General features: G+C 66.7%; 10 protein-coding genes. 5 read left to right on the forward strand and 5 right to left on the reverse strand.

What is annotated here, in order from left to right; all coding sequences use genetic code 11:
- Nucleotides 1-33: 33 nt before the first annotated feature.
- Nucleotides 34-1,152: an alanine dehydrogenase gene (ald, locus tag AC5RWD_RS19355; protein WP_494021566.1), complete on the reverse strand. Its 1,119-nt coding sequence runs from the start codon at nt 1,150-1,152 to the stop codon at nt 34-36.
- Nucleotides 1,153-1,385: 233 nt separating this feature from the next.
- Here ald and AC5RWD_RS19360 point away from each other — a divergent pair, with 233 nt between their 5' ends.
- Nucleotides 1,386-2,603, forward strand: a complete 1,218-nt coding sequence (locus AC5RWD_RS19360; protein ID WP_494021567.1) for a PucR family transcriptional regulator — start codon at nt 1,386-1,388, stop codon at nt 2,601-2,603.
- 18 nt (nt 2,604-2,621) lie between these two features.
- Here AC5RWD_RS19360 and AC5RWD_RS19365 read toward each other — a convergent pair whose 3' ends face one another.
- The 3 genes from AC5RWD_RS19365 to AC5RWD_RS19375 form a co-directional block, all read right to left on the reverse strand.
- Nucleotides 2,622-2,921, reverse strand: a complete 300-nt coding sequence (locus AC5RWD_RS19365) for a hypothetical protein (RefSeq protein ID WP_494021568.1) — start codon at nt 2,919-2,921, stop codon at nt 2,622-2,624.
- A 78-nt stretch (nt 2,922-2,999) separates the two neighbouring features.
- Complete coding sequence (locus AC5RWD_RS19370) at nt 3,000-3,332, reverse strand: hypothetical protein (protein WP_494021569.1); 333 nt, start codon at nt 3,330-3,332, stop codon at nt 3,000-3,002.
- A gap of 327 nt (nt 3,333-3,659) precedes the next feature.
- A complete protein-coding gene (locus AC5RWD_RS19375; RefSeq protein ID WP_494021570.1) occupies nt 3,660-4,094 on the reverse strand; it encodes a helix-turn-helix domain-containing protein in 435 nt (144 codons plus the stop codon).
- A 48-nt stretch (nt 4,095-4,142) separates the two neighbouring features.
- Here AC5RWD_RS19375 and AC5RWD_RS19380 point away from each other — a divergent pair, with 48 nt between their 5' ends.
- Nucleotides 4,143-4,979: an alpha/beta fold hydrolase gene (locus tag AC5RWD_RS19380; RefSeq protein ID WP_494021571.1), complete on the forward strand. Its 837-nt coding sequence runs from the start codon at nt 4,143-4,145 to the stop codon at nt 4,977-4,979.
- A 145-nt stretch (nt 4,980-5,124) separates the two neighbouring features.
- Here the strand turns inward: AC5RWD_RS19380 and ptsP are convergent, their stop codons facing one another.
- Nucleotides 5,125-6,810, reverse strand: a complete 1,686-nt coding sequence (ptsP, locus tag AC5RWD_RS19385) for a phosphoenolpyruvate--protein phosphotransferase (protein WP_494021572.1) — start codon at nt 6,808-6,810, stop codon at nt 5,125-5,127.
- 163 nt (nt 6,811-6,973) lie between these two features.
- Between ptsP and AC5RWD_RS19390 the strand changes: the two genes are divergently transcribed.
- The 3 genes from AC5RWD_RS19390 to AC5RWD_RS19400 are packed head-to-tail and all read left to right on the forward strand — an operon-like array spanning nt 6,974 to nt 10,934.
- The gene (locus tag AC5RWD_RS19390; RefSeq protein ID WP_494021573.1) at nt 6,974-7,702 is read left to right on the forward strand and encodes a TetR/AcrR family transcriptional regulator; all 729 of its coding nucleotides are present in this window, start codon (nt 6,974-6,976) and stop codon (nt 7,700-7,702) included.
- Nucleotides 7,703-7,755: 53 nt separating this feature from the next.
- Nucleotides 7,756-9,771 (forward strand): PTS mannitol transporter subunit IICBA, encoded by a 2,016-nt coding sequence (locus AC5RWD_RS19395; RefSeq protein WP_494021574.1) that lies wholly within the window; start codon nt 7,756-7,758, stop codon nt 9,769-9,771.
- The gene (locus AC5RWD_RS19400) at nt 9,771-10,934 is read left to right on the forward strand and encodes a mannitol-1-phosphate 5-dehydrogenase (RefSeq protein ID WP_494021575.1); all 1,164 of its coding nucleotides are present in this window, start codon (nt 9,771-9,773) and stop codon (nt 10,932-10,934) included. Before AC5RWD_RS19395 ends, AC5RWD_RS19400 begins: the two co-directional genes overlap by 1 nt.
- Nucleotides 10,935-11,246: the final 312 nt, after the last annotated feature.

The following is an 11,246-nucleotide window of genomic DNA, read 5'->3' on the forward strand; positions in this document are numbered from 1 at the left end:
CGCGGTTTCGACAAGCTCAACCGGCGGAATGCCTTACGCGGAGACCAGCTCGTGCCAGTCCGCTACGAGGGGCAGGTTGTGCGCCTCGGAGACGGAGTGGTGTGCCACGTGGCCTGCGGCGATGTTCAGGCCCGCCGCGAGGGCGGGATCCTTCTCGAAGGCGGCCTTCACGCCGAGGTTTGCCAGGGCCACGCCGTAGCGGAGCGTGACGTTGGTCAGCGCGTAGGTGGAGGTGTTTGGGACCGCGCCGGGCATGTTGGCCACGCAGTAGAAGATCGTGTTGTGGACCTTGTACGTGGGTTCCTGGTGCGTGGTGGGGCGGGTGTCCTCGAAGCAGCCGCCCTGGTCCACGGCGATGTCCACGAGCACGGAGCCGGGCTTCATCCGGGCCACGAGTTCGTTGGTCACCAGCTTGGGGGCCTTGGCGCCGGGAATGAGGACTGAGCCGATCACCAGGTCGGCGTCCACCACGGACTTCTCGATCTCGTACTTGTTGGACGCCACGGTCTTGAGGCGGCCCTGGTACTGGGCGTCGAGTTCGCGCAGCCGGTTGATGTTGATGTCCAGGATGGTGACGTCGGCGCCGAGGCCCAGCGCCATGGCGGCTGCGTTGGTGCCGGCGACGCCTGCGCCCAGGACCACAACCTTGGCGGGGCGGACGCCGGGTACGCCGCCGAGCAGTACCCCCTTGCCGCCGGCGGGTGCCATCAGGGAGGTCGCGCCGACCTGGACGGAGAGCCGCCCGGCCACCTCGGACATGGGGGCGAGCAGGGGCAGGGTGCGGCCTTCCTGGACCGTCTCGTAGGCGATGGCGGTGACGCCGGAGTTGACGAGGGCCTGCGTGAGTTCGGGCTCGGCGGCCAGGTGCAGGTAGGTGAAGAGGATCAGGCCCTTGCGGAACCGGTGGTACTCAGCCTTGATGGGTTCCTTGACCTTCATCACCATGTCCGCGCGGGACCAGACCTCATCGGCGTCGGCGATGATTTCGGCGCCCGCAATGGCGTATTCCTCGTCAGTGATTCCGGAGCCCAGGCCCGCGCCGCGCTCCACCAGGACCGTGTGGCCGTGGGTGCGGAATTCGTGAACGCCGGCAGCCGTGATGGCGACGCGGAATTCGTTGTTCTTGATCTCTTTGGGGACACCGATGATCATTTTTTGGGCTCCAGATCCGATGGCTGTTACGCCGGAATGTGTGGGGAAGTTGTGATTCCAGAATAGATCCGGCTGTGAGGCGCACTACAGGAACCCGTAGCCCAGCCCGGAGAAAAACCGCGTGTTTCCGTGGTTTTTCGTGGCGGAAGCTCGACTAATGTCGACCTCCAAGGCGTCAAGTGTCGCCTGATGTCCGTTCGCCCGGGACCCCCTGCGGGACGTAGTCTGTGACCATGCAGCAGGATGTGGAACAGCTCGTCGAACGGGTGGCCCTTAAGCTGGGCCGCGGGCTTTCCCTGGAGGACCTCGATGGCCTTTTGCTCGCCTACAGCTCCAACCAGTCGCACGCGGACCGGGTCCGGGTTAACTTCCTGCTCAGCAAGCGGGTGCCGCTGGACGTCAAGAACTGGCAGCTCTCGCACGGCATCGCCACCGCGGTACGGCCTGTGGTGGTGCCCGCCAACGAGGAGCTGGGCATGCTCGGGCGAGTCTGCGTCCCGCTGCTGGTCCGTGGGTTCCGGGTGGGTTACCTGTGGGTGCAGCTGGACGTGGAAGACCAAAGCGCGACGGCGATCCTCGCCGAACTGCCCGGCGTCCGGGACGAATTGGACGTGCTGTCCGGACTCCTGCTGGACTCCAACACCGCGGAATCCGAGTTCAGGCGCAGCCGCGAACGGGAGTTCCTGGCAGCCTGCGCCGGGGAACCCAATGCCGTTGCCGCTGTGGCGGGATGGAAGGAAGTGCAGGACCGCGGGCCGTGGCAGCTGGTCACGGTCCTTGATGCCGACGGCTGGATGGCCGGTCCGGATCCGATTGCCTCGACGCTCATCCACCGCGCCGCGGCACTTCAGGCCACCATCGGCGTGGACGCCGTCCTGTTCAGCGCCGGCGCGGAGACGCATTCGGTGGTCCTCTTCCGGGAGTCCACGGGGCGCGCCAGCCAGGCCCAGGTTCTGGTGCATTACCAGTTGGAGCTTGCGAAGCGTTCCGGGAGGTCCGTGGAGCGGGTCATCCTGGGGACCAGTGAGGGATTCAGCCGCACCAAGGACCTGGCCGAAGCCTACCGGCAGTCAAAGGTGGCTGCCTTGGCTGCGGCGGTTGATCCGCGGCTCGGCGAGCTGGTGGATTGCCGGGGCACGGGGGTGTACCAGCTGCTGGCATCGGCCGGCGGCGGGGCCGGCGTCTGGAGCGACGCAAGTTCGGTGAATTTCCGGGCCCTTGAGGACCATGACCGGAATGGGGAGCTGCTGCCCGTGCTGGAGCTGCTCTACGACAACGACGGTTCCGTCCAGGACGTCGCCGAAAAACTGCACCTGCACCGCAGCAGCATCTACAACCGGCTGGGCCGCATCCGTCAGCTGCTGGGTGTCGATCCGCTCAAGGGGATGGTGCGGCTGGAGCTGCATGCCGCCCTGAAGGCACGGCGCTGGGCATCAAGGCCACGGATCTGAGGCCCGGGTCGGAACTGGCTACGCGGCGTTGCCTTCGCCGCTGGGCAACTGCTCGGCCGTCCGTTCAGCCGGACGCTCCGTTGCCCGCTCGGCGGTCCGTTCCAGCGCGGCGCCATCGGGAAGGTGTTGCGGGAGTCCTTGGAGCCCCGTGCGGAGCCTGGCCACGCGGCTCTGGACCCACAGGGATACTGCCACGAAGACCACGCAGCTGGAGGTAAAAACGGCGGTGTTGTTCAGGCCCATGATGATTCCCAGGGCAGCCGCCACACCCATTGCGGCGACGCCCGCCACGATGTGCAACCCCCTGAATCTGACCACGAATAAAGAGTAACCCCGTGCGCCAGCCGGAAACCCTGGTTCCGTGGGATCGTTGCTTGATCCTTATCACCCCGTCATTTAGTCCCGGAGAGTGACCAGCTTCCAGGGCAGGCGTGCGGGGTTGTCGGGCGAAACGTCCACTGAGATGTCGGCCCGTGCCATGTCCTCTTCGAGGAAGAGGGTGCCCGTGGCGATGCGTGCGTTGTTGGACGCGATGACGCGCCCGTTGGGCCCCAGCAGCACCACCACCGGCTCGCGGAGCTGGAGGGCACGGAGGAAGATTCCTTCGAGGATCGCGAGGGTCAGGTCGCACCCCAGGATCTGGGTGCCCCGCGCGGTGGGCGCCGGAATGCAGAGCGTGATGATGTTGACGTTGATGCCGCCGAAGTCAACGTAGGGTCCGACGGCCACGGGCTGTCCGCTGGCGGACGGGATGGTGAACCAGTCGCGGGTTGTGTAGTCGTAAAGTTCAGCGAGTCCGGGTTAAGGTCATGGCTGACGAAACGGGGTTCGCCTGTCCGCTGCGTCCGCCACCATTCCAGCCAGTGGGTTGCTTCCCGGAGGCTTCCCGGTGCGTAGGCAATGCCGGCGCCGCCGCACTTTCCATTCGCAGGCCTCCTGCCTTCCGTGGCTCCAAAGTCACCGGCAGCGATGCCCGGAGCATCGGGCCCGCGCTTTTCCGATTACCTTCAATCTGCATGTTTGCGGTTTTCTGCCACTGCCCTCCCGGGCGAAACGCTACTTGCCGGTTTCGCCGCCGGAGGTCCCGCCGTCGGCAGCCTCCCCGGCCGCGTCAGTTGCCGCCTGCTTCTTTTTCTGCCCCTCCAGCCAGGCCATGATGGCGGCCAGCCGGATGCGGCGGTGCGTGCCGCGGTATTCCACGGGGATCTCGCCGCGGTCGGTCATGTTCCGCAGGTAGGTGTGGGAGATGCCGGCCAACTCGGCCGCCTGCGAGGTGGTCAGCATTTCCTCCACGCTGCTGACGGTCACCGCTTCGCCGCGGCTGAACCTGGCCAGGAGGTCAACGACGGCGTCCCTCGCCTGGGGCGGAAGCCGGTGGACGGTTCCGTCCACGAAGACGGTGATGTCAGTGCCGCCGTCGAGCGCGCGCTGCAGCGCCAGCGCGTCGTCGGCAGGAAGGGCGGGGGCCACCCTGGGAGCAATCAGTGCCATGGCAGAAGCCTAGCCGCTGCGGAACTGTAAGCCGGGTATGCTCGGCGGATGAGACTTGCCGGTGGAGTTGCTGTGACGGCGAACGGTTTGACGGGCCGACTATACACATCGAACGCGCCTTCGGCCGCGGACCAGCCGGCCTACGTGCTGCTCCACGGCATCGGCGTCTCCCACCGCTACCTCGCCAGGCTGCACGTGGAACTGGCCCAGGGCCCGGAGGGGAACAGCCAGCCGGAGGGGACCGCCGACCGGGGCGCTGCCGTCTATACCTTCGACCTGCCGGGCTTCGGGGACACGCCGCGTCCTGGCCGGCAGGTGACGGTGGGCGAATACTCTGCTTTTGTCGCCGCCGTCCTGGCGGATTATGGAGTCGAGTCCTGCATAGTGGTGGGCCACTCCATGGGTGCACAGTTTGCGGTGGAGTTGTCGCTCCAGGCGCCCGCGCTGGTAATCCGGACAGTGCTGATGGGCCCGGTGGTGGATTCGGAGCGCAGGAGTGCCGCCTGGCATGTGCTGGCGCTGACGCGGGATGCACTGTTCAGCGAGCCGCCAACCACTAACGCCGTGGTTTTCACCGATTATTTCCGGGCGGGAATGCGGTGGTATCTGACCGAACTGCCCGTGATGATGGAGTACCCGCTGGACCTGCGGTTGCGGGGCGTGGGGCAGCCTGTGCTTGTGCTGCGCGGCGGAAGGGACCCGATCGCCCGCCGGCCGTGGTGCGAACTCCTGTCCGGGCAGGCGCCCGACGGTGCGTTTGCCGAGGTGCGCGGGCGCGGGCACGTCGTTCAGGAGACCGCTACCGAGGATGTTGCCCGGATCATCCGGTTCTGGGCCGGGACGGCGGCCGAGGGATCTACGGCGGCAGGCGGAGCCACGGCCTGACACCCGAACGGGTCGGCGGGCAGCCGAAAGGGTCAGCGGGGGGCGCCAACCCAAGCAGCAGGCAGGCACCCGGATTTCCGGGGTGCCTGCCTGCTTCAGCCGTCTCCCTGCAGGCCGCCGGCGGCCGGGCCGGCGGCTTTCCAGGCTACAGTCCGAGCTCCTCCAGGACGGGCAGCTTCTCCCGGACCCAGGCCCGTGCTTCCACGGCACTCGGCGCAGACAGGGCCAGCTTGGCCAGTTCCTGGGCCTCCGCCAGCGTGACAGTCTTCAGGACGGCGGCCACCGCAGCCAGTGAGCGGGCGGTCATGGACAGTGTGGTGACGCCCAGACCGGTCAGCACGACGGCGAGGGCAGGGTCCGCCGCGGCCTCGCCGCAGACGCCCACCGGCTTGTTGTGACCCTCTGCCCTGGAGCCCTCAACGGTCAGGCCCACGAGGCGCAGTACGGCAGGCTGCCACGGCGTATTCAGCCCGGCGAGGGGGCCCAGCTGGCGGTCGGCGGCCATGGCGTACTGGGTGAGGTCGTTGGTTCCCAGGCTGGCGAAGGCAACTTCGCGCAGGATGGTGTCGGCCGTGAGGGCGGCGGACGGAACCTCCACCATCACGCCCGGCGTCTTGATGCCGGCCTCGGCGCACATGGTGGCAAAGCGGGCGGCTTCCTCGGCTGTCGAAATCATCGGAGCCATGACCCAGACGTCGGCCTCGGACTCCTTGTCGGCCTTCGCGATCGCCTCCAACTGCCGGTCCAGGACGCCCGGAGTGGTGAAGTCGGTGCGGTAGCCGCGCACGCCCAGCGCCGGGTTGGGTTCGGTGGAGTCTGTGAGGAAGGGGAGGGGTTTGTCCGCGCCGGCATCCAGGGTGCGGAGCACCACCTTCTTGCCGGGGAAGGCATCGAACACGCCCTTGTACGCGGCGGCCTGTTCCTCGACGGTGGGCTCGACGTCCCGCTCAAGGAAGCAGAATTCCGTGCGGAACAGCCCCACGCCCTGGGCTCCGAGCTTGGCCGCGGCCTGGGCGTCCTTGGCCCCGCCCACATTGGCGAGGAGGGGCACCAGGTGGCCGTCGGCTGTCGAACCCGTTCCGCTGAACTCGGCCAGGAGGGACGCCGTGGCGGCCCAGGCTTCGGCGGCCGCGCGCAGCGAGTCATCGGGGTTGGCCGTGATGGAACCGGCGGCGCCGTCGACGTAAACCTCGGTGCCGTCCGGCAGTTCGTCGACGCCGACGGCGGCCACGACGGCGGGCAGGCCGAGTGAGCGGGCGATGATCGCGGTGTGGGACTGCGGGCCGCCGCCCGCGGTCACCAAGGCCAGGACCTTGTTGGGGTCGAGGGTGGCGGTGTCGGCGGGGGCCAGGTCTTCGGCCACCAGGATGAACGGTTCGTTCGACGACGGGATGCCCGGGGCGGGCACGCCGCGGAGTTCGGCCACGATGCGGGCGCGGACATCCAGGATGTCCGTGGCGCGCTCCGCCATGTAACCGCCGAGGTTGTGCAGCATTTCGGAAACCGAGGAACCCGATTCCCAGATGGCACGCTGCGGCGAGGTGCCGCGGGCGATCAGCTTCGCGGCGCCCTTGATCAGCATGGTGTCCTTGGCCATCAGGGCCGTGGCTTCCAGGACGGCCTTGCCATCACCCGTGGCGTGGTCGGCACGGGCCTTCAGCTCATCGTGGACGGCGCCCGCTGCGGCCTTCAGCGCTGCGGTCGCCTCTTCGGGGGTGGTCCCGGCGGCCAGCTGTTCGCCGGCCGGAGGTTCACTGATGGGCTTGGGCATTTGGCGGATCGTGCCGATGATGCGGCCTGGGCTGACGCCTACTCCTGGGAAGTTCTGCACTGAAGGTCCTCGTTCTCTGCCGGTAGCCAGGCCCGCCGGTATCTGCCCGGGCGGGAGCCCGGAAGCTCGGAACGGCTACGTCCGAGGCTGCGTTGCGGTGCCTGAAAAAAATTGTATGTGATTCAGTTCATATAGCGTTGCTATAGGTGCTAGGGTAGCGGTTATGAGTTTCGATGGCCAGCTTCCGCCCAAAGTGCGGCTGTTGCGTGCGGCAGCCGAATTGCTGGCCAAGTCCGGTGGGGCAGCTGTTTCCACCCGCCAGATCACGCAGCTGGCGGGCGTCACGGCGCCCACCCTCTATCACCACTTCGGTGACAAGGAGGGCCTGTTTGACGCAGTTGTCGCCGCGGGCTTCGAAGAGTATGTGGCGGGCGAGAGGGACTTCGCCCCGTCCGGACAGCCGCTGGTGGACATCCGGCGGATGTGGGACAACCACGTGCAGTTCGGGCTCAAGCAGCCCGAACTTTATCTGGTCATGTTCGGTAACATCCGCCCGGAGAGCCGCCCAGCCATCGTTGCCGATGCCGAGGGCCTCCTGGAGGAGATGCTGAGCAAGGCCGCTGCGGCCGGTCTGCTGAACGTCCAGCCACGGGAAGCTGCCAGGAGCATCCTGGCCGCCAACGTGGGCGTGACGCTCATGCTGATCGCAGAACCGGTCGCGGAGCGGAATCTGGAGCTGTCCACGATGACCCGGGACGCCATGATCTTTGCGGTGTCCAGGGACCAGGGGCGGGATGCAGGACCGGAGGACTCCGGGAAGTCATCGGTGGTGGTGGCTGCCATTGCGCTGAACGCGGCGCTGCAGGCATCCCACTCGGACCAGCTCACCAGCTCGGAACTCAAGCTTTTTCTCGAATGGCTCCACCGGATCTCCACCGGTTCCACCAGCTAGACGAAACTATCGGACCATCCTGCGGTGCCGCAGGGACCACGTTAGGAAATCACATGGCAACAGAGACAGTTGCAAAACCCAAAACCAGTGCGCGGGTGCACGTCCAGAGGTTCGGGACGTTCCTGTCCGGCATGATCATGCCCAACATCGGCGCCTTCATCGCCTGGGGGCTCATCACAGCCCTCTTCATCGAAAAGGGCTGGATCCCGGTACCGGCACTGGGCGGGTTCGGCACCAACGCGGCGGGCGCGCCCAACGTTGGCCTCGTCGGTCCCATGATCACCTACCTGCTGCCGCTCCTGATCGGCTACACCGGCGGCAAGATGGTCTATGACGTCCGGGGTGGCGTCGTCGGCGCCATCGGCACCATGGGTGTGATCGTGGGCGCAGGCATCCCGATGTTCATCGGTGCCATGATCATGGGTCCGCTTGGCGGCTGGACCATGAAGAAGCTCGACGCGATCTGGCACGGCAAGATCCGCCCGGGTTTCGAGATGCTGGTGAACAACTTCTCCGCCGGCATCTGGGGCGCACTGCTGGCCATGCTGGGCTTCTACGGCATCTCGCCGCTGGTGACGGCGTTCAGCACGGCCGCCGGCAACTTCGTCCAGTTCCTGGTGAACAACGGCCTGCTCCCGCTGACCTCCATCTTCATCGAACCGGCCAAGGTCCTCTTCCTGAACAACGCCATCAACCACGGCGTGCTGACCCCGCTGGGCATCCAGCAGTCGCTGGAGCAGGGCAAGTCCATCCTCTTCCTGCTGGAGGCAAACCCCGGCCCGGGCTTCGGCATCCTGCTGGCTTACATGTTCTTCGGCCGCGGTGCGGCGAAGGCTTCCGCTCCCGGCGCTGCCATCATCCAGTTCCTCGGCGGTATCCATGAGATCTACTTCCCGTACGTCCTCATGCGCCCGCTGCTGATCCTGGCCGCGATCGCCGGCGGCATGACCGGCATCGCCACCCTTGCCGTCACGGGCGCCGGCCTGGTTGCCCCGGCAGCTCCGGGATCCATCTTTGCGGTGTTCGCCCAGACGTCCCGTGACAGCTACCTCGGCGTGGCCCTCTCGGTTCTGCTCGCCACCACGGTGTCCTTCCTGGTCGCCTCGGTGATCCTCCGCACGACGCGCCACAGCGACGAGGACGACCTCAGCGCAGCCACCAGCCGGATGGAGGAAATGAAGGGCAAGAAGAGCTCCGTCGCTTCCACCCTCACCGGCTCAGGCGCCGGTGGCGGAGTGGGTGTCCTGACCGGCCCCATCAAGAACATCGTGTTCGCTTGCGATGCCGGCATGGGCTCCAGCGCCATGGGCGCTTCCGTGCTGCGAAACAAGATCAAGGCTGCCGGGTTCCCGGAAGTCAACGTCACCAACGCATCCATCGCCAACCTCAATGACACGTATGACGTCGTGGTCACGCACCAGGACCTGACCGAGCGTGCCCAGCCTGCCACGTCCAGTGCCGTCCACTTCTCCGTGGACAACTTCATGAACAGCCCGCGCTACGACGAGATCGTGGAGCTGGTCCAGCGCAGCAACGCCGAAGATACGGGGGCTCCTGCCGCCGGGGCGGCTACAGCCGCGGCTCCGGCTGCCGCCACCACCCAAACCGCCGCTGCCCCCGCAACCGCCGCAGCGCCGTCGGACATCCTGGTTCCGGAAAGCGTGGTCCTCAACGGCTCCGCCTCCAGCCGGGATGCCGCGATCGACGAGGCGGGCCAGCTGCTGCTGGCGCGCGGCGCCGTGGACAACGACTACATCCTCGCGATGCACGAGCGAGAGGAGTCCGTCTCCACGTACATGGGCAGCTTCCTCGCGATCCCGCACGGCACCAACGCCGCGAAGGACCACATCCGGAAGTCGGCCGTCTCGGTGGTCCGCTACCCCGAGGGCATCGACTGGAACGGCAAGCAGGTCAAGTTCGTGGTGGGCGTGGCCGGTGTCAACAACGAGCACCTGCACATCCTGTCCTCGATCGCCAAGGTCTTCACGAACAAGGCGCAGGTGGCGCAGCTTGAGGCGGCCACCACCGTGGACGAAGTTCTGGAACTGTTCGGAAAGGTCAACGCATAGTGAAGGCTGTACATTTTGGGGCCGGCAACATCGGCCGGGGGTTCGTCGGCCTGCTGCTGCACGGGGCCGGGTATGAGGTGGTGTTCGCGGACGTTGCGGACGCCCTGATCTCCCAGCTCGCCGCGGCGGACAGCTACAGCGTGCACGAGGTGGGGGAGAACCCCGCCGTGCGCACGGTGGACAACTTCCGGGCGGTGAACTCCGGCACCCAGGAGGCGCAGCTTATCGAGGAAATCTCGACGGCGGACATCGTCACCACCGCGGTGGGGCCGCATATCCTCAAGTTCGTGGCCCCCGCGATCGCCAAGGGAATTGCAGCCCGGGCTCCGGGGCTGCTGCCGCTGCAGGTGATGGCCTGTGAGAACGCCATCAATGCCACGGACATCCTGCGCAAGTCCATCGTGGAGTGCTGGGATGAGGCCGCCGGATCACTGCAGGACACGGCGGTGTTCGCCAACACGGCCGTGGACCGCATCGTGCCCAACCAGGAGCCGGGCCAGGGCCTGGACGTCACGGTGGAGACGTTCTACGAGTGGGTCATCGACCGCACGCCGTTCGGCGGTGCGGCCCCGGTGATTCCGGGCGCCACCTTCGTGGACGAGCTCGGACCCTACATCGAGCGCAAGCTGTTCACGGTGAACACTGGGCACGCGTCCGCGGCGTACTTCGGCTTCGAAGCCGGGCTGGAGAAGATCTCCGACGCCATGGCCGACGAGGACGTTGCCGCCGACGTGCGCGCCGTGCTCGACGAGACCAAGCAGCTGCTCGTGTCCAAACACGGCTTCAGCTATGACGAGCAGGAGGCCTACGTCCAGAAAATCCTGGCGCGCTTCACCAACCCGCACCTGCCGGACACGGTGCACCGCGTTGGGCGCGCTCCGCTGCGCAAGCTGAGCCGGCACGAACGGTTCATCGGCCCCGCTGCGGAACTGGCTGAACGCGGCATTGTCCCCGAGGCATTGCTCGGGGCGATTGCAGCCGCCCTGCGGTTCAACGATCCGGCCGACACCGAGGCCGTGGAGCTGGGCCAGATCCTTACCGACTCCGAACCTGCCGCCGCCACGGAGCGCATCACCGGGCTCACGCAGGACCACCCGCTCTTCGCCGCGGTCTGCGGCCTGGTCGAGGAGCGCAAGGCCGAGGACGTCGCCGCCCCGGCGTAACGTGCACAAAGGCCCTGCTACACCCGGCCCTGCACAACGGAACTGCTGAGCAGCGGCACTTAACACTACGAACTGAATACACCGAAACGTATGACGCCGGAACCCGAACTGGGTTCCGGCGTCACGTATTTATCCGGCTCCATCCCGACGCTCCCTCAGGTCTTGAACTGCTCCCCGGAAGTTGGACTGAAATATTCAGTTCCGTTTTGTGGGGAGCAGTTTTATGCGTGCGTCTAGTTCGTTGTCAGAGGTCCAGCGCAAGGCCGCTGTAGCGTGGTTCGAGAAAGGCATCGCAGCTAGGGCGACGGCCGG

The sequence above is a fragment of the Arthrobacter sp. CMU6 genome, from assembly GCF_059090205.1.